The organism is Stenotrophomonas sp. NPDC077421, assembly GCF_049545505.1.
In the GTDB taxonomy this organism is placed as follows: Bacteria; Pseudomonadota; Gammaproteobacteria; order Xanthomonadales; family Xanthomonadaceae; genus Stenotrophomonas; species Stenotrophomonas nematodicola.
Genome location: NZ_JBMWDP010000006.1, coordinates 1 through 23,549 on the forward strand (window position 1 = coordinate 1; position 23,549 = coordinate 23,549).

16 protein-coding genes are annotated in these 23,549 nt (G+C 68.0%); all 16 read left to right on the forward strand.

The window, feature by feature from the left end; translation table 11 throughout:
* Nucleotides 1-65: 65 nt before the first annotated feature.
* Nucleotides 66-2,492, forward strand: a complete 2,427-nt coding sequence (locus tag ACPEH1_RS04735) for a heavy metal translocating P-type ATPase (protein ID WP_080354477.1) — start codon at nucleotides 66-68, stop codon at nucleotides 2,490-2,492.
* A gap of 44 nt (nucleotides 2,493-2,536) precedes the next feature.
* Entirely contained in the window at nucleotides 2,537-2,959 is a 423-nt protein-coding gene (locus ACPEH1_RS04740; protein ID WP_017357200.1) for a hypothetical protein, read from the forward strand.
* Between the two features lie 129 nt (nucleotides 2,960-3,088).
* Nucleotides 3,089-4,411: a TolC family protein gene (locus tag ACPEH1_RS04745; protein ID WP_239503521.1), complete on the forward strand. Its 1,323-nt coding sequence runs from the start codon at nucleotides 3,089-3,091 to the stop codon at nucleotides 4,409-4,411.
* Nucleotides 4,408-5,820, forward strand: coding sequence for an efflux RND transporter periplasmic adaptor subunit (locus tag ACPEH1_RS04750; RefSeq protein ID WP_017357198.1), 1,413 nt, complete (start codon nucleotides 4,408-4,410; stop codon nucleotides 5,818-5,820). Before ACPEH1_RS04745 ends, ACPEH1_RS04750 begins: the two co-directional genes overlap by 4 nt.
* 1 nt (nucleotide 5,821) lies before the next feature.
* Complete coding sequence (locus tag ACPEH1_RS04755) at nucleotides 5,822-8,971, forward strand: efflux RND transporter permease subunit (protein ID WP_049404640.1); 3,150 nt, start codon at nucleotides 5,822-5,824, stop codon at nucleotides 8,969-8,971.
* Nucleotides 8,972-9,143: 172 nt separating this feature from the next.
* Nucleotides 9,144-9,656 (forward strand): MerR family transcriptional regulator, encoded by a 513-nt coding sequence (locus ACPEH1_RS04760; RefSeq protein ID WP_017357196.1) that lies wholly within the window; start codon nucleotides 9,144-9,146, stop codon nucleotides 9,654-9,656.
* Complete coding sequence (locus tag ACPEH1_RS04765) at nucleotides 9,653-9,967, forward strand: DUF2933 domain-containing protein (protein ID WP_088434186.1); 315 nt, start codon at nucleotides 9,653-9,655, stop codon at nucleotides 9,965-9,967. The genes ACPEH1_RS04760 and ACPEH1_RS04765 overlap by 4 nt, the downstream gene beginning before the upstream one ends.
* Before the next feature lies 1 nt (nucleotide 9,968).
* Nucleotides 9,969-10,634, forward strand: coding sequence for a methyltransferase family protein (locus ACPEH1_RS04770; RefSeq protein ID WP_017357195.1), 666 nt, complete (start codon nucleotides 9,969-9,971; stop codon nucleotides 10,632-10,634).
* Nucleotides 10,631-13,018, forward strand: a complete 2,388-nt coding sequence (locus ACPEH1_RS04775) for a heavy metal translocating P-type ATPase (RefSeq protein ID WP_049404642.1) — start codon at nucleotides 10,631-10,633, stop codon at nucleotides 13,016-13,018. The genes ACPEH1_RS04770 and ACPEH1_RS04775 overlap by 4 nt, the downstream gene beginning before the upstream one ends.
* Nucleotides 13,015-13,422: a hypothetical protein gene (locus tag ACPEH1_RS04780; RefSeq protein WP_049436410.1), complete on the forward strand. Its 408-nt coding sequence runs from the start codon at nucleotides 13,015-13,017 to the stop codon at nucleotides 13,420-13,422. The genes ACPEH1_RS04775 and ACPEH1_RS04780 overlap by 4 nt, the downstream gene beginning before the upstream one ends.
* Nucleotides 13,423-13,504: 82 nt before the next feature.
* Nucleotides 13,505-14,890, forward strand: coding sequence for an MBL fold metallo-hydrolase RNA specificity domain-containing protein (locus tag ACPEH1_RS04785; RefSeq protein ID WP_017357192.1), 1,386 nt, complete (start codon nucleotides 13,505-13,507; stop codon nucleotides 14,888-14,890).
* Complete coding sequence (locus ACPEH1_RS04790; RefSeq protein ID WP_049404647.1) at nucleotides 14,887-16,404, forward strand: thymidine phosphorylase family protein; 1,518 nt, start codon at nucleotides 14,887-14,889, stop codon at nucleotides 16,402-16,404. The genes ACPEH1_RS04785 and ACPEH1_RS04790 overlap by 4 nt, the downstream gene beginning before the upstream one ends.
* Nucleotides 16,401-17,315, forward strand: a complete 915-nt coding sequence (locus ACPEH1_RS04795; protein ID WP_017355176.1) for a ribose-phosphate diphosphokinase — start codon at nucleotides 16,401-16,403, stop codon at nucleotides 17,313-17,315. Before ACPEH1_RS04790 ends, ACPEH1_RS04795 begins: the two co-directional genes overlap by 4 nt.
* Nucleotides 17,312-19,777, forward strand: coding sequence for a hypothetical protein (locus ACPEH1_RS04800; protein ID WP_017355175.1), 2,466 nt, complete (start codon nucleotides 17,312-17,314; stop codon nucleotides 19,775-19,777). Before ACPEH1_RS04795 ends, ACPEH1_RS04800 begins: the two co-directional genes overlap by 4 nt.
* A gap of 25 nt (nucleotides 19,778-19,802) precedes the next feature.
* Complete coding sequence (locus ACPEH1_RS04805) at nucleotides 19,803-21,395, forward strand: ABC1 kinase family protein (RefSeq protein ID WP_017355174.1); 1,593 nt, start codon at nucleotides 19,803-19,805, stop codon at nucleotides 21,393-21,395.
* 63 nt (nucleotides 21,396-21,458) lie between these two features.
* Complete coding sequence (locus tag ACPEH1_RS04810; RefSeq protein ID WP_082316348.1) at nucleotides 21,459-23,534, forward strand: heavy metal translocating P-type ATPase; 2,076 nt, start codon at nucleotides 21,459-21,461, stop codon at nucleotides 23,532-23,534.
* The last annotated feature ends 15 nt before the right edge of the window (nucleotides 23,535-23,549 follow it).

Genomic DNA, 23,549 nt, shown 5'->3' on the forward strand with positions numbered 1-23,549 from the left:
ATAGCTGTGTAACCCGCAATGGCACACTGCCTTGGCAGTCCATCCCCACTAAAGCGAGCATCGGCATGAACTCACCGTCGTCCCATGACCATCACCATTCTGCAGGCGCAGCCCCTGTCGAGGCTGCGGATGGACGGGTCACCGATCCGGTCTGTGGCATGCAGGTCGATCCCGCCACGACGCAGCATCATGCGACCCACGCCGACACACCTTTCCACTTCTGCTCGGAGCGATGCCGCGCGAAGTTCGTGGCCGATCCGGAGCGCTATCTGACGCCCCAGGACGAACCCGAGGTGGCACAGCCCGGCGCCATCTACACCTGCCCGATGCACCCGGAAGTCCGGCAACAAGGTCCAGGCAACTGTCCCTTCTGCGGCATGGCGCTGGAGCCGGAAATGCCGAGCCTGGAGGACGATGACAATCCGGAACTTCGCGACTTCTCGCGCCGGTTCTGGTGGACGCTTCCGCTGACTGTGGTGACGCTCGTGCTGGCCATGTTCGGCCAGTACCTCCCGCGTGTCGTGCTGGGCGACGTGCAGATCCTGCCGTTGTCGATCGACGTGCAGACCTGGGTCGAGCTGGTCTTGACCACACCAGTCGTGCTGTGGGCCGGCTGGCCGTTCTTCGAGCGCTGCGTGCAGTCGATCCGCAACCGCAGCCCGAACATGTTCACCCTCATCGGGATTGGCGTTGCGGCCGCCTTTGGCTACAGCCTGGTCGCCACGCTGGCACCCGGCTTGTTCCCACCGTCGTTTACCGAACATGGGCGCGTCGGGGTGTACTACGAGGCGGCGGCGGTGATCGTTTCGCTGACCCTGCTCGGCCAGATGCTGGAACTGCGGGCGCGCTCGAAAACGTCCGCGGCGATCAAGGGCCTGCTTGGCCTGGCGCCGAAGGAAGCCCGGCGGGTCAACGCCGACGGCACCGAGGAAGACATCCCGCTGACCCACGTCCACGTCGGCGACCACCTGCGCGTGCGTCCCGGCGAGAAGGTGCCGGTGGATGGCGAAGTGGTGGAAGGCCGCTCCAGCGTCGACGAGTCGATGCTCACGGGTGAACCGATTCCGGTCGAGAAGACCGCAGGCGACCAGGTCATCGGCGCGACCCAGAACGGCACCGGCGCGCTGGTGATCCGCGCCGCCAAGGTGGGCTCCGACACCGTGCTGTCGCAGATCGTGCAGCTGGTCGCGCAGGCGCAGCGCTCCCGCGCGCCGATGCAGCGGATGGCCGATATCGCGGCCTACTGGTTCGTGCTCGCGGTGCTGGCGATCGCGGTGGCCACCTTCTTTATCTGGGGCTCCTTCGGTCCGGAGCCGGCCTGGACCTTTGCGGTGCTCAACGCGGTCTCGGTACTGATCATCGCCTGCCCCTGCGCGCTGGGCCTGGCGACGCCGATGTCGATCATGGTCGCCACGGGCAAGGCGGCGCAGGTGGGCGTGCTGTTCCGCGACGCCGAGGCCATCGAGCACATGCGCCGCATCGACACCCTGATCGTCGACAAGACCGGCACCCTCACCGAGGGGCGCCCCGCCTTCAAGGAAGTCGTGGCCTTCGAGGGCTTCGACGCCGACCGGGTCTTGCACCTGGCCGCCAGCCTGGACCAGGGCAGCGAGCACCCGCTGGCCGACGCCATCGTCGCCGAGGCTCGACGCCGGAACTTCGAGTTCGACCGCGTGGAGGACTTCGACTCGGTGACCGGCATGGGTGTGCGCGGGTCCGTGGCCGGCCATGCGCTTGCGCTGGGCAATACCGCGCTCATGGACGACCTGGGCGCCAATCCCGCTGCGCACGTCGACGTGGCCGAGCGGATGCGCCGCGAGGGCGCGAGCGCCATGTTCCTGGCCGTGGACGGGCGCCTGGCGGGGCTGGTCGCGGTTGCCGACCCGATCAAGGCGTCGGCCGCGGCGGCCATCAACGAGCTCCACGCCGCCGGGCTGCGCATCATCATGGCCACCGGCGACGGGCTCACCACCGCACGGGCCGTGGCCACCGAGCTGGGCCTGGACGAGGTGCATGGCGAAGTCCGCCCCGAGGACAAGGCCGAGCTGGTGCAGCGCCTCAAGCGCGAAGGCCGGCGGGTGGCGATGGCGGGCGACGGCATCAACGACGCCCCGGCGCTCGCCGCGGCCGACGTCGGCATCGCCATGGGCACGGGCACCGACGTCGCGATGTCCAGTGCCCAGATCACCCTGGTCAAGGGCGACCTGCGGGGCATCCTGCGCGCCCGGAAGATCTCCCAGGCCACCGTGGCCAACATGAAGCAGAACCTCACCTTCGCGTTCCTCTACAACGCGCTGGGGGTGCCGGTCGCGGCCGGGGTGCTCTACCCCGCATTCGGGATCTTGCTGAGCCCGATGGTCGCGGCGCTTGCGATGAGCTTGAGCTCGGTGTCGGTGGTGGCCAACGCCCTTCGCCTTGCCAAGTCGGCCGCCGTACCGTCCTCGCCGACCACATCTGTGCCGCGCCAGCCCCTGGGCCTGGCCAAGGATTGACTTGGATCAATTGCATCGGTTCCAGTAAGAGGTAAGCTCACGCCATGGTCCACATCCGCCATCGGAACTTGTTCCAGCGCACCGCCCTCCTCGCGATGGTGGCCCTGCTCTGGTCCCAGTTCGCGCTCGCAGGCCATGGCGATTGCCTGGATCTCCCAGTCACGCCGGCGGCGTTTGTCGCTGCCGCCACCGACACCCGACACGACCATGGCCACGGCTGCGATGCCGAGCTCCCCTCAGCGAGCAAGGCAGTGTGCGACGCGCACTGCACCGAGGGTGACATCTCGGCGGACAGTGGGCGCATCCCTTCGATTCCGCCGCTGCTGGCCGAAGCCTGGTTCTCCTGGCTTGCGATCGCCGCGATTGCGGATGCTGCGCCAGGTGTCACGGCTACATGGGTGGATTCGCCGCCCAGACCCGCCTGGCACCGACCTACCGCCCATCCAGCGGCACTCCTGCTGATCTGATGCCTGGACGCTGACTGCTCCGCACGTCTGTGCGGCGCAGTCCTGTGCGTTCGCGCCGTGGCTGCGTCACGGCATGTGTTCCTGCCCTCGTCCGAGCGACCTGCGTCGCGTCGGCCCAAGGACACTGATATGGCATCCCCGTTCGACCGACTGCCGGCCAGGCGCCTGCACCCTCGCCCTCTGTCCCGCCGTCTGCCACCGCTCCGGCACCTTCTTGCCGGCGTGCTTGCCGGCGCCTTGTGGGCCCTGGCGCTGCCGGTGACCGCCACCGAACCCGTCCCGGGGCACAGCCTCGAGTCGATCCGCGCCTGGGTTCTGGAACACAACCCGGAATTGCGGGCCATGGACTTCGAGGCCCAGGCCGCCGAAGCACGGATCCAGCCAGCGGGCGCCCTACCCGACCCGACGGCTTCCCTTGGATTCCGCGGCCTCGATCCGGACAAGCCCTGGCGCTCCGCCGGTGCCGAGCGCGAGGTCAACTACGCGCTGCGCCAGCGCCTCCCGCTTTGGGGCAAGCGCGCCCTGGCGCGGACCGCGGCCAGCCAGGACGCGGTCGCGGTCGGACTCGATCGCCTCACCACTGCGCGCGACTTGCTGGCCGACGCCGAGGCGGCCTACGCACGCTACTGGCATGCCGACCAGGCCGTGGCCGTGCTTGATCGCCGCATCGCCCTGCTCCGCCAGGTGGAAGAGATGGCCGGCGTGCGCTACGCCCTGGGTCGCGCGGCGCAGCAGGATGCCATCCGCGCCCAGGTCGAGCAGACCAGCCTCCAGCGCGAGCGGATCGAACGCCTCGCGACCAAGCAGGAGGCGGCCGCCACCTTGAACGCGGTGCTGGGGCGCCGGTCCGATGCACCGCTGGCGACTCCCGACGAGGCGCCGCGCCTCGCCGTCCACAGCGCCTCGCTTGCCGAGGCACTGGATGACGCCGATGCGCATCCCGCGGTGCGCTCGCAGCAGGCTCGCGCCGAGGCGGCGCGCACGAACGTGGTACTGCAGCGTCGCAACCGCTTTCCCGACATCACCCTGGGCGTGGGTGCGATGCAGTTCGGCAACGGCATCGAGAGCACCGAGCTGATGTTCGAGGTCGAGATCCCGTTCCAGCAGCGTGCCCGCCGCGAGCGCGAGCGCGAATCGCGCCTGCTCGAAGACGCAGCGCTTGCCCGCAGGGACGCCACGCTGCGGGCCGTCGAGGAACGCGGCGCTTCCGCCTGGTCGCAGTGGACCAACGCGCGCGAGCGTCGCGGACTGATCGAGAACACGCTGCTGCCGCAGGCCGACGCCACCTGGCAGTCCGCCCTGGCCAGCTACCAGGTCGGTGAAGTCGACTTCGGGACGCTGCTGGAAGCACTCAATGAATGGCAGGGCGCCGACCTCGCACGGGTCGATGCACTGCGTGACGAACTGTTGGGCGCCGCCGCCGTGCGCGCCATCGAAGGAGAGATCCGATGACCCGTGTCCAGACCCTGTCGCTCGCCATCGGCGTTGCACTCGCCGCCCTCGCCGTCGGCTGGATTGCCGGCCGCGCCACGAACGACTCCCCGACCGCGGGCACGTCGATCGACGGCCCGGCCGCAGAACGCAAGGTGCTCTATTACCGCAATCCCATGGGCTTGGCGGACACGTCGCCGGTGCCGAAGAAGGATTCGATGGGTATGGACTACGTCCCGGTCTATGCCGACGACGCACCGCCGGCGGCACCGGGCACGGTGGTGCTGCCGCCGGACAAGGTGCAGGCGCTGGGCGTGCGCACCGAAGCGGTCAAGCGCGGAGCCCTGTCCGCTACCGTGCGCACCAGCGGCACGGTCGAGGTCGACGAGACCCGGCAGTACGCGATCGCCCCGCGCTTCGAAGGCTGGGTGGAGCGGCTGTACGCGAACCAGACCGGCATGCGGGTCAGCGCCGGGCAGCCGCTGCTCTCCGTCTACAGCCCGCAGCTGGCCGCGGCGCAGCAGGAATACCGGCTGGCCGACGAGACCGCCCGCAGGCTGGCCGGGTCCGATCCCGCGAGCGCGGCGTCGATGGTCCGCCTGCGCGATGCCGCCCGCACCCGCCTGCGCAACTGGGAAATCAGTGACGCGCAGATGGGCAAGACGGGCCTGGTGCTCACCGCGCCCGCGGACGCGGTCGTGATCGAGAAGCCGGTGGTCCAGGGCGCGCGTTTCGAGCCCGGCGAAACCATCCTGCGCCTGGCGGACCTGTCGAAGGTGTGGGTGATCGCCAAGGTGCCGGCGGCGCAGGCCGCGGGTATCCAGCCCGGCCAAACGGCCCGCTTTGAAACCGTGGCCCTGCCGGGCCAGGTGGCCGAGGGCGAGGTCACCTTCGTGCAGCCCGTCATCGATGCGATGACGCGCACCGTGGATGTGCGCATCGCCCTGCCCAACCCCGCTGGCGACCTGCGGCCCGGGCTGTATGGGACGGTGGTGCTGGAGGAGCCGGGGGCTGGACCGGTCCTGACCGTTCCGCGCTCGGCCGTGCTCGACAGCGGCACGCGCCAGGTGGTGCTGGTCGAGACCGGCCCTGGCCGCTTCGCACCGCGCGATGTCAGCCTGGGGCGGCGCGGCGGCGATCGCATCGAGATCCTCGACGGCCTGACCGAGGGCGAGCAGGTCGTGGTCTCCGCCAACTTCCTGATCGACGCCGAAAGCAACCTGCAGTCGGCACTCCAGGGTCTTGAGGGTCACACAGGACACGGCGCGCCTTCGGGCACCGCTGAGGATCCACACGCCGGGCACGGCGAGGACGCCGCCGACCCGCACGCAGGTCATGGTGACGAGGCCTCTGATCCGCACGCCGGTCATTCCATGCCGGCTACCCCGGAAGAGACTCCGCCCGCCCCCACCGGCCACGAGGGGCACTGACATGCTTGGCCGTCTCGTTGAATGGTCGGTGCGCAACGTCTTCCTGGTGCTGCTGATGGCGCTGGCGATTGTCGCCGGTGGCATCTACGCACTGATGAACACGCCGCTGGACGCACAACCGGATCTGTCGGACGTGCAGGTGATCGTGTTCACGGAGTACCCGGGGCAGGCGCCCCAGGTGGTCGAGGACCAGGTCACCTATCCGCTGACCAGCGCCCTGCTCGCGACGCCGAAGTCGAAGGACGTCCGCGGCTTCTCGTTCTTCGGCGCCTCCTTCATCTACGTCATCTTCGAAGAAGGCACGGACCTGTACTGGGCGCGCTCGCGCGTGCTCGAGAACCTCAACGTCGCGTCGAAAAACCTGCCGGCTGGCGTGGCACCGGCACTGGGACCCGACGCGTCCGGCGTGGGCTGGGTCTACCAGTACGTGCTGCAGAGCGACCGCCACTCGCTGGACGAGCTGCGCGCGATGCAGGACTGGTACCTGCGTTACCAGCTCACCACCGCGCCCGGCGTGGCCGAGGTCGCCAGCGTCGGCGGCTTCGTGCGCCAGTACTCGATCACCGTCGATCCGGTCCGGCTGCGCGAGTTCGACATCCCGATTTCACGCGTGTCCGAGGTGATCGCCGAGAGCAACCGCGACGTCGGCGGCCGCGTGATCGAGATGGCCGAGACCGAGTACATGGTGCGGGGCCGCGGCTACCTGCGCGGTATCGAGGATATCGAGAGCCTGGTTCTGCGCGCCGAAGGGGGCGCACCGGTGCTGATCGGCGACGTCGCCCGGGTCGAACTGGTACCCGATGAGCGCCGTGGCATCGTCGACCTGGACGGCGAAGGCGACGTTGTGGGCGGGATCGTCATTGCGCGCTTCGGCGAAAACGCCCTGGCCGTGATCGGGGGGGTGAAGGACAAGATCGCCCAGCTTGCGAGTGGACTCCCCGAGGGCGTCAGCGTCCAGGCGGTCTACGACCGCTCCGATCTCATCGTGCGCGCGATCAAGACGCTACGCACGACGCTGCTCGAGGAGAGCCTGATCGTCGCACTGGTGTGCCTGGTATTCCTGTTCCATGCGCGCAGCGCGCTGGTCGCGATCGTCATGCTGCCCGTCGGCGTGCTGATCGCGGTGATCGCGATGCGCATGCTGGGCATGAACTCCAACATCATGAGCCTGGGCGGCATCGCGATCTCGATTGGCGTGATGGTCGACGCGGCGATCGTGATGATCGAGAACGCGCACAAGCACATCGAGCGCTCCGACGGCTCCCGCAGCCGGACCCAGCTGATCATCGATGCCTGTCGCGAGGTCGGGCCGGCGCTGTTCTTCAGCCTGATGATCATCACCGTCTCGTTCCTGCCCGTGTTCGCCCTGGAGGCTCAGGAAGGTCGCCTGTTCAAGCCGCTGGCCTTCACCAAGACCTTCGCGATGGCCGGTGGCGCGCTGTTGTCGATCACGCTGGTACCGGTACTCATGCTGCTGTTCGTGCGCGGCAAGATCGTGCCCGAGCACAAGAATCCGGTGAACCGGTTCCTGGTTGCGGCCTATCGGCCGGTGATCAACGTCGTTCTGCGGCATCGCATGGCCACAATCATGTTTGCGTTGGCCGCCCTGTTTGCAAGCCTGTGGCCTGCATCGCGGCTGGGCAGCGAGTTCATGCCAACCCTCAACGAAGGCACGCTGCTGTACATGCCCGCGTCGCTTCCGGGCATGTCGGTGACCAAGGCCTCGGAGCTGCTGCAGCAGCAGGACCGGATCATCAAGGGCTTCCCGGAAGTGGAGTCGGTGTTCGGCAAGGCGGGCCGTGCCCTGACGGCCACCGATCCCGCACCGCTGGAGATGTTCGAGACCGTCATCAACCTCAAGCCCGAGGACGAATGGCGGGACGGCATGACCACCGACAAGCTCATCGCCGAGATGGACGCGGCGCTGAAGTTCCCGGGCGTCGCCAACTCCTGGACGATGCCGATCAAGGCGCGCACCGACATGCTGGCCACCGGCATCCGCACGCCCGTGGGCATCAAACTCTTCGGCACGGACCTTGAGCAACTCGACGCGCTGGCCACCGAGATCGAAGCCGTGGTGCGCGAAGTGCCGGGCACGACCAGCGCGTTCGCCGAACGCCTGACCGGCGCCTACTACCTCGACATCACCCCCGACCTTGGCAGCCTGGCCCAGTACGGCGTCACCCTGGGCGAGGTGCAGAACGTGGTGGCCGCCGCGCTGGGCGGCGAGATCGTCACCACCATCCTCCAGGGCCGCGAACGCTTCAGCGCGATCGTGCGCTATCCCCGCGAACTCCGCGACGATCCGCACCGGATAGGCAGCCAAGTCCTTGTGCCGGTGCCCGGCGGCGCCCAGGTGCCGCTGGGCGAACTGGCGCGGATTGAGGTCAGGAAGGGTGCGCCGAGCATCCGCACCGAGAACGCGATGCTGGCGGCGTACATCTACGTCGACACCCGAGAGAGCGATCTCGGCCGCTACGTGAAGGCTGCGCAGGAAGCGGTCACCGAGCAGGTGCAGTTCCCGCCTGGCTACTACGTGACCTGGAGTGGACAGTACGAATACATGCAACGTGCCGCGGAGAAGATGCGTGTCGTCGTTCCGGTGACGCTGGCGCTGATTTTCCTGCTGCTGTACCTCAACTTCCGCCGTGTCACCGAGTCGCTGATCGTGATGCTGTCGGTGCCCTTCGCACTGGTCGGTGGCATCTGGCTGATGTGGATGCTCGACTACAACACCAGCGTCGCGGTGATCGTGGGCTTCATCGCGCTGGCCGGCGTCGCCGCGGAAACCGGCGTGGTGATGCTGATCTACCTCGACCACGCACTTGAAGCGCGTGCCGCGCAGAGGCAGGCCGAAGGCCGGGCACTGGATTCACGGGACCTGCGCGAGGCCATCATCGAAGGCGCGGTCGACCGCGTGCGCCCGAAGATGATGACCGTGGTCGCGATCATGGCGGGCCTGCTGCCCATCATGTGGAGCAGCGGTACTGGCTCGGAAGTCATGCGCCGAATCGCTGCGCCGATGGTAGGTGGCATGGTGTCTTCGACCATCCTCACCCTGGTCGTGATCCCGGCGCTGTACTCGCTGATCAAGCAGCGGCAGCTGGCCAGGAAGCCGCACCCCTCCTCCGCACTACCCAAGGAGAAGTAGTGATGGGGCCGTTCAACGCAGGCAGGGACCGACGGCTCATGCAACTGTGGCCGCGAACATCCGTCCGTCCACGGCCAATTCGCGCGTTACTGGCTTCGCCCACCGCAAGGCCGGTTGACCTGTGTGCGAGACACAGGTCTAGCCTGATCAACACCTCGCCGGGAGCAAGCCGATGACGACCAAGGAAGAAGTGACGCTGCCGCTGATGACGGTCCGCCAGCTGGCACGGCAGGGCGATGTCACGGTGCATGTGGTGCGCAACTACCTGCGGCGCGGTCTGTTGCAAGCGGCCACGCATACCGAGGGCGGCTACCAGTTGTTCTCCACCTCGGAGCTCCTTCGCCTGCACTTCATTCGCACGGCGCAACACCTTGGCTTCACGCTGGGGGAAATCGAGGAAATCATCCACCACAGCCTGCTGCGACATAGTCCCTGTCCGCTTGTGCGGGACATCATTCGGCGCAGGCTCGACGACACCCGCCAACAACTGGACAGGCTGCTCGCCATGCACGGACGAATGGAGCGTGCCATCCACGCCTGGGCGGAGCTTCCGGACTCCATTCCGACTGGCGATGACGTCTGCGCATTGATCGAATCTGTTGCCGCTGCTGAAGGCGGCGGGTTCGTCAAGTCCACCCCCCGGCGACTTCTTGGACGCCGCCCCACAGAGGAGAATTTGCCATGACAGCCTCCAGTCCTGCCCCCTCAGGCTCCCGACGCTGGGTCTTCTGGATCTTCCTGGCGCTGGCCGTGTTCTATCTCGCCGTCGAGCACGGCGCCCACCTTGGGGGGACGCTTCGCTGGTTGCCCCTGGCCATCCTGCTGCTATGTCCCTTGATGCATGTGTTCATGCACAAGGGGCATGGCGGTCATGGAGGTTCCGGAAGTCATGGGCGCGACGGCAATGCCGACGACACACCCCATGGCCAGCATGAGAGCCGTAGCAAGCGGGCACTGAACGACGAAACGTCCGACACCTCGAACGGAGGGCACTGACATGCAGGCACCCGACTCCGGCTACGGTCTTTGGCTCCTCGCCGCCATCAACGCCGCGTTCTTCATCTTCTTCGCCTGGAGCTTCTACAAACCGCTGACCCGTTGGGACTGGCGTGGGTTCGGTATGTTCTCCGCCTTCGTCGTGGCCCTGTTCGCGGAAATGTATGGCTTCCCGCTGACGCTGTACGTCCTGGGCGGCTGGCTCAGCGCCAACTATCCGCAGGTGGACTGGCTGAGCCATGACGCGGGCCATCTGCTCGAGATGTGGTTCGGCTGGCGCGCCAACCCGCATTTCGGCCCATTCCACATCGCAAGCTTCGTCCTGATCGGCGGCGGCTTCTGGCTGCTGTCGGCCGCCTGGCCGGTGCTGTATCGGGCACAGCGTGAAGGCCGGCTCGCCCGCGAGGGCGTGTATGCGCGCATGCGTCACCCGCAGTACGTCGCCTTCCTGCTCGTGCTGACCGGTTTCCTGCTGCAGTGGCCCACGCTGCTCACGCTCGCCAGCTATCCAGTGCTCGTGTGGGCCTATGCCCGCCTGGCGCGTCGTGAGGAAAAAGACTGCTTGAGCCGCTTCGGCGACGACTACGTCCGCTACATGCAGGAAGTGCCGGCCTTCATCCCGCGACGCCGGCGCGGCCCCGCTCCATCCCAAGGAGAAACCCGATGACGCACGTCCACAAACCCACTGTGCGCACGCGCACCTGGCCCATCGGCGACATGGTGAGTGCCGGCTGCGCGCGCACGCTGGAGAAGGCCGTGGCCGCGCTGCCTGGAGTCAACGCCACCAGCGCGAATTTCGCTACCGCGACCCTGCAGGTGTCCTACGACCCGGCCCGCCTGTCGGCGGGCGCGGTCGCCACCGCGATCCGCGACTGCGGCTTCCAATGCAACGCGCCGATGCCCGATGCCGACCCCGCCGCAGGCGCGCACGCCCATGCTGCGCATGCCGGGCACGGACAGGAATTGGCCGCAGAGCGCCCCGCTGACGCCCACGCCGGCCACGGCGATGACGCCACGGATGCCGGGGGCCACGACGCCCATGCGGGCATGAACCACGGCAGCGATCTGCACGCCGCGGCGCGCGACATGGGCCGCCGCTTCCTGGTCGCCCTCGCCTTCGCGATCCCGGTATTCGTGTGGTCGCCCATGGGCGGGCTGATAGAGCCGCCGCCGGTGCCGTTCGGACTGCGCGAGAACGTCTGGTTGTTCCTGCTGGCGACCGGCGCCGTGCTGTATCCGGGCTGGCCATTCTTCAGCGCCGCGATCCGGTCCCTGCGACGGGGTGTGCTGGACATGGCGGTCCTGGTGCTCCTGAGCGTGGGCACAGGTTACGGTTTCAGCATCGCGTCGACGTTCTTCTTCGACGGGCCGAACTTCTACGAGGCCTCGGCCGTCCTGCTGACCTTCGTCCTGCTTGGCCACTGGCTCGAGATGCGGGCTCGCGCCGGCGCCTCGGACGCCATGAAAGCGCTGCTGAAGCTGTCCCCACCCCGCGCGGTCGTCCGGCGCGAGGGGCAGGAGCTCGACATTCCCACCGCTGAAGTGCTGGTCGGCGAGACCGTGATCGTGCGGCCCGGGGCGAAGATCCCGGTCGATGGCATCGTGACGGAAGGCAGCTCTCAGGTCGACGAATCCATGCTGACCGGCGAGTCGATGCCGGTGCGCAAGGATCCCGGAGAGTCCGTCGTCGGCGGATCGATCAACAAGAGCGGCGCATTCGCCTACACCGCCACCAAGATCGGCAGCGACACGGCACTGGCGCAGATCATCAAGCTGGTCCAGACCGCGCAGAACTCCAAGGCGCCCGCGCAGCTGCTCGCCGACCGCGCCTCGCAATGGCTGGTGCTGGCTGCGATCGTGATCGGGCTGCTGACCTTCGCGGTCTGGTTCTGGTGGCTGGGACAGCCGCTGCTGTTCGCGCTCACGCTGACGATCACCGTCTTCGTCATCGCCTGCCCCGATGCACTCGGTTTGGCCACGCCGATGGCGATCATGATCGGCACTGGCCTGGGGGCACGACACGGCATCCTCTTCAAGCATGCCGAATCGATTGAGAAGAGCGCACGCCTGGACGTGGTGATCTTCGACAAGACCGGCACCCTGACGGTCGGCGCCCCCGAGGTGGTCGACATGGCGGTCGCGCCGGGCTGGACGCAGGAGCGGTTGCTGGCCGCGGCCGCCGCGGTCGAGGCGCACTCCGAGCACCCGCTGGCGCAGGCCATCCTGAAGCGTGCCGGTCCGGTAGCCGAGCGCGCTACCGCGTTCACCAACATCGATGGCCAGGGCGCTACCGGCGTGGTTGACGGGGTGCAGGTGGTGCTGGGCAACCGGATCCTGATGGTCGAGCACGGCATCGACCTCTCGGTATTGGAAGCGGAGGCTGCGCGCCTCACCGGTGCCGGTCGCACGGTGATCTATGCCGGGGTGGGTGACCGGCTCGCAGGCTTCTTCGCGATTGCCGACGCGATCCGGGAGACCTCGCGCGCGGCCATCGACGAATTGCACCGGCGCAACATCAAGGTGGCGATGATCACCGGCGACAACCGCCCCACGGCCGAGCGCGTGGCACAGGACCTGGGAATCGACATCGTGCTGGCCGACGTGCTGCCGGGCGGCAAGGCCGATGAGGTCATCAAGCTGCAGTCGCAGGGCCTCAAGGTCGGCATGGTGGGCGACGGCATCAACGACGCACCGGCGCTCACCCAAGCCGACGTTGGGTTCGCGATCGGCGCCGGCACCGACGTCGCCATCGAGAGTGCCGACATCGTGCTCATGCACAGCGACCCTTATGACGTCGTTCGCGCGACCACCATCGCCCACGCCACTCTGCGCAAGATGCATCAGAATCTGGGCTGGGCCGTGGGCTACAACGTGCTGGCCTTTCCGCTGGCGGCCGGTGTGCTCTATCCGTTCGTGCTGTCGCCAGAAATCGCCGCGCTGTCGATGTCGGGCAGTTCGGTGATCGTCGCCCTCAACGCGTTGCTGCTCAAACGCCTTCCACTGGCGGATGCCGCCACCCCTCGCAGCCCATCTAAGGAGTCCACACCATGAATACGGTCACACACGTCGCCCATTCCAGACCCCGAGGTACCAATCGCAGCCATTGGGTCGCCGCACTGGCCCTCGCGCTCGCGTTCGCATTGCCGGGGGTCGTCTCCGCGAACGAGGGTGGGTTCCGCCACAACGTGTTGATGCGCGGCCAGGTGCTGGAAAAGCAGGACGGAACGCTTGTGGTCTGTGTCGGGCAGGCCGACGGTGCCCAGGTCGGGCAGGTGCTGGACGTGATCCGGCACAAGCGCCGTATCCGGCATTCGCGGGCCGGCGGTCCACGCTACCGCCGCGAGAACGTTGGCCAAGTGCGCATCGTCGAACTGTTCGACAGCCACTACGCGGAGGCTGAAGTGATCTCCGGGAGCCCCAAGGTCAACGACACAGTGGAGCTGATCCGCCCCTGACAGGCGCGCGGGCGATGCAGATGCGCCTCGGCCCTCGCCATGCCCTCCGCAATCACTTCCCTTCCAGGACAGGAGCCACACCATGACAGCGTCTTCCAACCCCACCCTGCAATTCCTCGGTGCCGCGGGCACCGTGACCGGCTCGCGCTACCTGGTCGAGGCCAACGGTCAGCGCGTGCTCGTGGACTGCGGCCTGTTCCAGGGCTACAAGCAATTGCGCGAGCGCAACTGGGCTCCGTTTCCCGTCGAGGCGTCATCAATCGACGCGGTGGTCCTGACCCACGCCCACCTGGACCATTCGGGCTACTTGCCCGCACTGGTCAAACAAGGGTTCCGCGGCCGGATCCACTGCACCCATGGCAGCGTGGCCCTGTGCGGCCTGCTGCTTCCCGACAGCGGACACCTGCTCGAAGAGGAGGCCAAGTACGCGGCCCGCAAGGGGTACTCCAAGCACAAGGAACCACGGCCGCTTTATACCGAGGATGACGCCCGCCGCAGCCTGAAGCAGCTCAAGGGGCATGACTATGGTCGCGACATCGAGGTCGCATCAGGCGTCACGATCCGCTTCCATCCTGCCGGCCACATCCTGGGCGCTGCCCATGTCAGCCTTGACGTCCAGGGCCAGCGCCTGCACTTCAGTGGCGACCTGGGACGGCAGCAGGAGTCGCTGATGAATCCGCCGACGCCCCTGCCCGCCTGTGACGTCCTGGTCTGCGAATCCACATATGGCAATCGGGAACACATTCCGATCGACCAAGAAGCCGAGCTGGCACCGATCATCCGCCGCGTTGCCGCCCGCGGGGGCGTGATCGTCATTCCCGCCTTTGCCATCGGCCGCGCCCAGGCGCTCATGCTGCATATCGCCCGGCTGCGTGAGCGCAAGGACATCCCTCGCGTGCCGGTCTACCTCAACAGCCCGATGGCGATCAACGCGACCCGGCACTACCACGACCACCACTCCGAGCACCACGTGTCCGACGAGGACTGCCAGCGGATGTTCGACGTGGCCACCTTCGTCAACACTGTAGAAGAGTCGAAGGCACTCAACCGCCAGCGCGGGCCGATGATCATCATCTCGGCCAGCGGCATGATCACCGGCGGGCGCGTGCTGCACCACATCGAGGCGTTCGGCCCCGATGACCGCAACGCGATCCTGCTCGCGGGCTACCAGGCCGGAGGAACACGCGGTGCCGCGCTGGCGGCAGGCAAGCGCACGTTGCGCATGTTCGGCCGCGAGGTCCCCATCCGCGCCGAGGTGGTGCAGCTGGAGGGCTTCTCCGGCCACGCCGACGCCGGGGAGCTGCTGGACTGGATGCGCACCGCGCCGTCCGCGCCGCGCATGGTCTACCTCACCCACGGCGAGCCCGACGCTGCAGACACGCTGCGCGGGCGCGTGCAGCGTGAACTGGGCTGGCGTGCGCGCGTGCCGGGGCACCTGGAGCAAGTCGGATTGGAGGATGCGAGATGACCACGCAGGCCCCGGGCCACACCCGCCTGCGCGTCACCCGTGCCGGCATCGACACCTACCAGCAGCCGGTGGTCTATATGCACCGCGACTGCGAGGTCTGTCGCTCGGAAGGCTTTGCCGCGATGACGCGCGTCAGGCTGGACGTGGACGCCCGCACGCTGGTGGCGACGCTGAACGTGGTCATCGACGATCGGCTCGGCCTGGACGAGGTGGCGTTGTCGGAGGCCGCGTGGACGCTCCTCGATCCCGCGCCCGACGCCCTCGCCGGCGTCAGGCACGCGGAACCCGCGGCGTCGGCGGGCGCGCTCCGTGCCAAGGTGTTCGGCGCCCGGTTGGACGACGCGCAGTACTTCGCCCTGGTGCAGGACGTGATGGAAAGCAGGTTGTCGGACCTGGAGCTTGCAGCTTTCGTCACTGCCAGCGCGGGTGACCGCCTGGACCATGCGGAGACGACCGCGCTGACGCGAGCCATGATCTCCGTGGGCCAGCGCCTGGACTGGGGCGAAGGGCCGGTGCTGGACAAACACTGCGTAGGTGGCCTGCCGGGCAATCGCACCACCCCGATCGTGGTGGCCATCGTGGCTGCGCTGGGCTACCGCATCCCGAAGACCTCGTCGCGCGCGATCACGTCGCCCGCGGGCACCGCCGACACCATGGAAGTGATGGCGCCGGTGGCGCTCGACCTGGCGGCGATGCGCCGGGTGGTGGAGCGCGAGGGCGGCTGCATCGTGTGGGGTGGCAACGTGCGCCTGAGCCCGGCCGACGACATCCTGATCCGGGTCCAGCGCCCGCTGGATTTCGACAGCGACGGCCAACTGGTCGCCAGCGTGCTGTCGAAGAAGATAGCCGCGGGCTCCACCCACGTCCTGATCGACATGCCGGTGGGTCCGACGGCCAAGGTGCGAGGTGAGGCCGCGGCCCACAGCCTCGGCACGCGGCTTGCCCACACCGCGGGCGCGCTGGGATTGCAGTTGGGCATCCATCGCTCCGACGGCACCCAGCCGGTGGGTCGGGGAATCGGCCCGGCGCTCGAGGCGCACGACGTGCTCAAGGTGCTGCGCAACGCGGCCGATGCACCCGCCGACCTTCGCGAACGCGCACTTGCGCTGTCCGCGGCGCTGCTGGACATGGCAGCGGGCAGCAACGCCGGCACCGGACTGGAGCGCGCGCGCGGCGTGCTGGATTCCGGGGCGGCGCTGGCCAAGTTCCTGGCGATCTGCGAGGCCCAGGGAGGCTTCCGCGAACCGCCACGGGCGGCGTTCACCGCCGACGTCCCGGCGCCTGCATCGGGCCGCATCGCGGCGATCGACAACCGCAGGCTGGCCAAACTGGCCAAGCTGGCCGGCGCCCCGACATCCCCCACCGCCGGCCTCGAAACCGGTCTGCGGATCGGCGATACGGTCGAGCGCGGACAGCCCATGATGACCCTGCATGCGGAGTCGCCGGGAGAACTGGCCTACGCCCTGGAGCACGCCGCGACGCTGCAACCCTTTGTGCTTGGAGAGGTTCCATGACCCGTGTGCTGATGCCCTTCCCGGCCGATGCAGTGTTGGCCGGCACCATCAACCAGCCCCTGCAGGCGCGCATTGCACCCGTGGCCTGGCGGCACTTCCCCGATGGCGAGTCGCTGGTCACCCTGGACGACGCACTGGACGGCGCCGATGTGGCGATCCTGGCCAGCCTGCGCAACGCCGATGCCCTGGCCCTCCCGCTGCGCTTCGCCGCCCGGACCGCGCGCGAGTTCGGGGCTCGTTCGGTCGGCCTCATCGCACCCTACCTGGGGTATATGCGCCAGGACACCCGCTTCCATCGCGGCGAGGCGGTCAGTACACCGCTGTTTGCGCAATTCCTCGAAGAGGCTTTCGACTGGCTGGTGACCGTGGACCCGCACCTGCACCGCGTCGAGCGCCTGCAGTCGCTCTACCGCATTCCGACGGTCCACGTATCGGCGACGCCGGCCGTGGCCCGCTGGATCGCTGAGACCGTCCCCGACGCTGTGCTGATCGGCCCTGACAGCGAGAGCGAGCAGTGGGTAGCGGACATCGCCGCCCTGTCCGGCATGCCCTACCAGGTGCTGGCCAAGGAGCGGCACGGCGACTACGACGTGCGCGTCAGCCTGCCCGACCCGCAGGCCGTGGCGGGCCGGACCCCGGTCCTGATCGACGACATCGTGTCGTCCGGCCACACCATCCTGGAGACCCTCGCACACCTGCGCCGGTTGTCGTTGCCGCCGCCACTGCTGGTCGCCATCCATCCGGTGTTCGCCGGCGATGCCTATGCCCGCCTGCAGGAAGCAGGTCTGGCCCGCATCGTCAGTACCGACACCATTGCCCACCCGTCGAACGCGATCGCGCTCGGCGCGGACCTCGCTGACGCGGCATCGACCCTGATGTCCGCTTCGGCCGACTCCCCGGAGGACCCATGAACCTGCATCTCAACTGCTGCACCGCCGACCAGCTGTCGGCCGCCGAGCGCCAGCGGACCCTTGAACTCGCCGACGCCCACCGGCGGGCCGATCCCGCGTTTGACCATTGGGCGGCCGGCTACGGCGTGATCCGACATGACCCGCTCACCCAGCTCCGGGTCCGCCAGATGGTGCACGAGCTGGTGGCCTTGGGCCGCACGCCCGATGCCGGCACCGCCTGGCAGCGGCTCGCCGCGGCCGATCGCGTCACCAGCGCCGGCATGTGGCTGGTGGCCCACATGACCTACAGCCAGCGGGTCCGCACCGACGGCGCGGCCCTCGAGGCCGATGACTTCAAGGCCACGCCCGAAGGCCACACTGGCGGGTCCCTCAACATGGTGCCGGCCTACGCCGGCTACCTGCTGATGGACGCCCTGGATGGCGTCACCCGCGCATGGATGATGGGCCAGGGGCACTGCGTGGCCGCCATCGACGCGCTGAACGTGCTGGTTGGCAACATGACCGCCCGGCACGCCGAACGTTACGACCGCTCCGACGCGGGGCTGAGCCGGTTCGTCGGCGACTTCTATGCCTACACCCTCAATCCGGACGGAACACCGGCGTCGCCCCTGGGCTCCCACGTCAATGCGCACACCGCCGGGGGCGTGATGGAAGGCGGCTATCTCGGCTTTGCCGAACTGCAGTACGTGCATGCACCGCTCAAGGACGAACGCCTGGTGGCGTTCCTCAGCGACGGTGCGTTCGAGGAACAGCGCGGCAGCGACTGGGCGCCGCGCTGGTGGCGTGCCGAGGACAGCGGGCTGGTCAGCCCGATCATCATCCTCAACGGGCGGCGCATCGAACAGCGCAGCCAGATCGCCCAGCAGGGCGGCGAGCGGTGGCTGGACCGGCACCTGCGATTGAACGGCTTTGATCCGATCGCGCTGGACGGGCGCGATCCGGCCAGCATCGCGTGGGGTATCCATGTGATGGAGTCGCGCCTGCAAGCGGGCGCCGCCGTTCCCGATGCCGACGTGCGGCTGCCCTATGGCATTGCCGAAACCGTGAAGGGCTTCGGATTCCCCGGCGCCGGGACCAACGCCTCGCACAACCTGCCCCTGCCCGGGAATCCGTCGAAGGAGGCCGAGGCACGCGCGCTCTTCAATCAAGGCGCCGCGGCGCTGTTCGTGGCCGCGTCCGAGCTCGAGGAGGCTGTTGCCGCACTCAACAGCCACGACCTCCAGCAGCGCGTGCGCGAGCGCGACCATGCGCTGGCCGATCGCCAGGTGGAACCGCCCCGCGTCCCGGCGATCGCCGACCGCGGCGCCGGCGGCGAGAGCTCGCCGATGACCGCGCTCGACGAGCAGTTCGTCGCCATCGCCGAAGCGAACCCGGGGCTGCGCGTGCGCGTGGGCAATCCTGACGAGCTGCGCAGCAACAAGCTCGATCGCACCCTGGACGCAATGAAGCACCGGGTGCACGAGCCCGAGCCCGGTGTCGCGGAATCGACCACTGGCGCGGTCATCACCGCGCTTAATGAGGAAGCCGTGGTATGCGCCGCGCTCGGCAACAAGGGCGGGCTGAACCTGGTGGTCACCTACGAGGCGTTCGCACCGAAGATGCTTGGCGCCGTGCGCCAGGAATTGATCTTCGCGCGTCACCAGGCACAGGCGGGGCGACCGCCCGGCTGGCTGGGCGTGCCTCTCGTGCTGACCTCGCACACGTGGGAGAACGCGAAGAACGAGCAGTCCCATCAGGATCCGACCATGGCCGAGGCGCTCCTGGGCGAAATGGCCGACATATCGCGCGTGGTGTTTCCCCCGGACGCCAACGGCGCCGCCGCGGCCCTCGCCCACGCCTACGCGCAACGCGGCACGGTCACCACCCTGGTCGTCCCCAAGCGACCGGTGCCGCACGAGCTGACACCGACGCAGGCGCAGGCGCTGGCCACCCAAGGTGCGCTGTGCCTGGCCGGCAACCCGGCGACAGCGGCGATCCTGCTGGTCGCCACCGGTGCTTACCAATTGCAGGAAGTGCGCCACGCGCAGGTGCGCCTCGTTGAACGTGGCGTGTCGGCCGCGATCGTCTATCTCGGCGAGCCCGGCCGGTTCCGCACGCCGCGCGATCCGGACGAGGCGCGGTACGTGCACTCCGACAGCGAGGTCCATGCACTGTTCCCGGCGGAACGGCCGCGCATATTCGTCACGCATACGCGGCCCGAGCCCTTCCTGGGCGCGCTGCGCCGGCTCGACACTGGCCCGGCCACGACCGCGGCGCTCGGCTTCGTCAACCGCGGCGGCACGCTGGACGTGCCGGGACTGCTGTTCGCCAACCGCAGCACCTGGGCGCACGTGGTCGATGCGGCCGCGGGCGTCCTCGGCCAGTCCCGGGGCGGCCTGTTGTCGGAAGCGGAGCTGGCGGCAGTGGATGGTCGGGGCGATCCGGCCACGATCCTGCGTCCTGCAAGTGGGTCGACGCCATGAGTTGTCCAACCGGGAGCGCGCGTTGATGGCGGGCACGGTGCGGCGCGGAGGCCAGATTGCCTGGGCGGGACTCAAGCTCGGCGTCGCCGTGCTGCGCCTGCGCCGACGTGCACCCGACCTGCTTCCGGCATACGTCAGCACCACACTGGTGGGGTTGGGCACCACCTTCGTCAAGCTGGGCCAGGGCTTGAGCCTGCGCTGGGACCTGCTGCCGGCGCCCTATCGCGAGGCGCTGTCGCGATTGCACAGCGATGTGCCCCCCTTCCCGGCGGAGGAGGCCATGCGTATCGTCGAACAGGCGTTTGGCGCGCCGGTCGGCGAACTTTTCGCCAGCTTCGATGACAAGCCCCTGGCCGCGGCTTCAGTGGCCCAGATCCATCCAGCGCGCATGCATGATGGTCGCGATGTGGTCGTCAAGATCACCCGCCCCGGGATCCATGCCCAGGTGCAGGCGGATCTGCTGCTCCTGCGGCGCACGATGCGCGTCGCCCAGTGGATCTGGCCGCCACTGAAACGCCACCGGCCGCTCGAACTGGTGGACGAACTAGGCGCATTCCTGCGTGACGAGATCGACATGCGTCACGAGGCGCAGAACATGCGGCGCATGGCCAAGGTGCTGGATGCCCTGCCCGGCATCACCCAGCCGCACGTCGTCGAGCCGTATGCCACCCGCAACGTGCTTGTGCAGGATCGAAGCCACGGGACCCGTCTGGAGGCCGCGTACGGCACAGCGGCCGCTCCCGCACTGGCAAGGGCGCTGCTCGGTGCCTACGTGCATCAGCTCTTCGGCGCCGGCGTCTTCCATGCCGACCCGCACCCGGGGAATCTGTTCTTCTTTGACGACGGTCGCCTGTGCCTGCATGACTTTGGATCGATCGGCGTGCTCGACCCTGCATCCCGGCTCGCGCTCGGCGGCATGGTCGAGGCCATTGCGGCCGACGACGCCGAGGGCGTGCTGGATGCAGCGATCGCCATGGGCTTCTTCCCGTCGCAGGTCGACCGCCGCTCGCATGTGCGCGAGATCCACCTGATCCTGGCCGAGATGGCCAGCCGTCCGCTGGCGCAGTGGTCCATTGCCGAGGCAATCTGGCGCGTGGCACGCATTGGGCAGGGCGCTGGCTTCCGGCTTCCGGCCCACCTGCTGTCCCTGATCCGGACGCTGTTCCTGGTCGAGAACACGCTGCGGGCGCTGGATCCGAATCTGGACCTGCTGGGGACGCTGTCCGCGCAGGCGGCCGCGATCGCCGACATTGCCGAAGCCAGCCGCCCCAGCGGCAACAGGCCGCTTGCCATGCGGCTGGCCCGCACTGCGCGCCAACTGCCACAGATCGCCACCGACCTGTTGCGGCAGGCGCAACTGAGCGACGGACGACCCGCCTTCTCCGTACACCACCATGGCCTGAGTTCCACGCAGGAGGCAATCGCGCGCACGGGCAACCGGCTGGCGTTGGCCCTGGTCACCTTGGGCCTGTACGTAAGCGGTGCGCTGTTGAGCCTGCATTCCGACGGCCCGCAAGTGTTCGGTCACATGCCTTTCCTGGCTATGGTGGCTTTCGCTGCTGCGGGATTGCTCTCACTGCGGCTGGTGATGGCCATCGCCAGATCGGGACACTTGTAACAGAACACTGATCTATCTCCCCGCTGGTGCCCGGCGCATCAGTGCATCCAGGAAGGCAGACCCATGACGCAACACAATCATCATCATCAAGATCATCAGGCGCACGGCGAGCAACCGCCGCATCCCCGCACGGGTGCTGAAGGTGACGTCCATGCCGGGCACGACAAGCATGCCGGCCACAGCGTGGCGAGCTTCCGCGACAAGTTCTGGCTCACGCTGCTGCTGACCATCCCCACTCTGATCTGGAGCGGGATGATCCAGCATTGGTTCGACTACACCGCACCACAGTTCCCGGGGTCGGCGTACATCCCGGCGGTGTTCGGCACGATCGTGTACTTCTACGGCGGCTCGCCGTTCCTCCGCGGCGGATACCACGAGCTGAGAAATCGCCTGCCGGGCATGATGACGCTGATCTCGCTTGCGATCACCGTCGCCTTCCTTTACAGCGCGTTGGTCACGCTCGGCGTTGTCGAGGGCTTGGACCTGTGGTGGGAGCTGGCGACGCTGGTGGCGATCATGTTGCTCGGCCACTGGATCGAGATGCGTTCGATCAACCAGGCACAGGGCGCTCTCAAGGAACTCGCGAAGCTGCTGCCTGATATGGCGGTGCGGTTGGATGAGGCCGGTACCGCGAAGGAAGTCCCTGTCGCGGAACTGAAGCGCGGCGACCTGCTGCTCATCAGGCCCGGCGCGAGCATTCCCGCCGACGGCGTCGTGAAGGAAGGGACCAGCGCCGTCAACGAAGCGATGATCACCGGCGAGTCCAAGCCGATGGACAAGTCGACGGGCGACCGGGTGATCGCCGGCACCGTCAACGGACAGGGCTCGTTGCGTGTCGAGGTGACGGGAACCGGCGACGAGACCGCGCTCGCGGGTATCATGCGGCTCGTCGAGCAGGCCCAGACGTCGCGCTCGCGCGCCCAGGCCCTGGCGGACCGGGCGGCGTTCTACCTCACGATCATCGCCATCGTCTCCGCCGCGGTTACCGCCATTGTCTGGCCACTCCTCGGTCGACCGTGGAGCTTCACGATCGAGCGCGTAGTGACCGTGCTCGTGATCGCCTGTCCCCATGCGCTGGGTTTGGCCATCCCGCTGGTGACCGCCATCTCGACCACGATTGGCGCACGGAACGGCCTGCTCGTGCGCGATCGACGCGGCCTGGAAGAGGCCCGTTTGCTGAACACGGTCGTGTTCGACAAGACAGGCACGCTCACGCTCGGTTCGCACCGCGTCGTGAAGACCACTGCCGCCGATGGACTCACCGACGACGAGGTGCTTCGCGTGGCCGCGTCGGTCCAGCGCGACGCTGAACATCCGATCGCGCAGGCGCTGATGACCAGCGCCAAGGAACATGGCATCGACGTTCCGATGTCGCAGGACTTCGAGTCCATGCCGGGACGCGGCGTGCGCGCAGTCGTCGAGGAGCGCTCGCTTCACGTTGGCGGGCCGGGTCTGTTGAGAATGCTCGCGGTCGAACCGCCGGAGACGCTTCGGCGGGCTGCCGAATCAGCGGCAGCCGATGGTCAATCTGCAACCTACCTGGTGGAAGGCGACCGGGTGCTCGCCGTATTTGCGATCGCGGATGCCATCCGTCCCGAATCGTTCGACGCGGTCAAGCGGCTGCACGACGAAGGACTGGAGGTTGTCCTGCTGACGGGTGATTCCACGGCGGTCGCAAACGCGGTCGCGAAGGAACTCAACATCGACACCGTCTTCGCCGAGGTATTGCCCGAGGACAAGGTGGCAAAGATCGAGGAGCTGCAGGCCCAGGGCAAGCGCGTCGCGATGGTGGGTGACGGTGTCAATGACGCTCCGGCGCTGCTCACGTCCGACGTCGGCATCGCCATCGGCACAGGGACGGACGTCGCGGTCGAGGCCGGCGACGTCGTACTCGTGCGCAGCGACCCGCGCGACGTGCCAGCGATCATCGAATTGAGCAAGGCCACCTATCGCAAGATGATCCAGAACCTGTGGTGGGCCGCCGGCTACAACATCGTCGCCATCCCTCTCGCCGCTGGCGTTCTCGCCGCATGGGGGATCCTGCTGCAACCTGCGCTTGGGGCAGTGCTCATGTCGCTGAGCACCGTCGTTGTGGCAATCAATGCGCAGTTGTTGCGCCGGGCGGTGCGGTCCCCATGAACATGATTCGGGGAC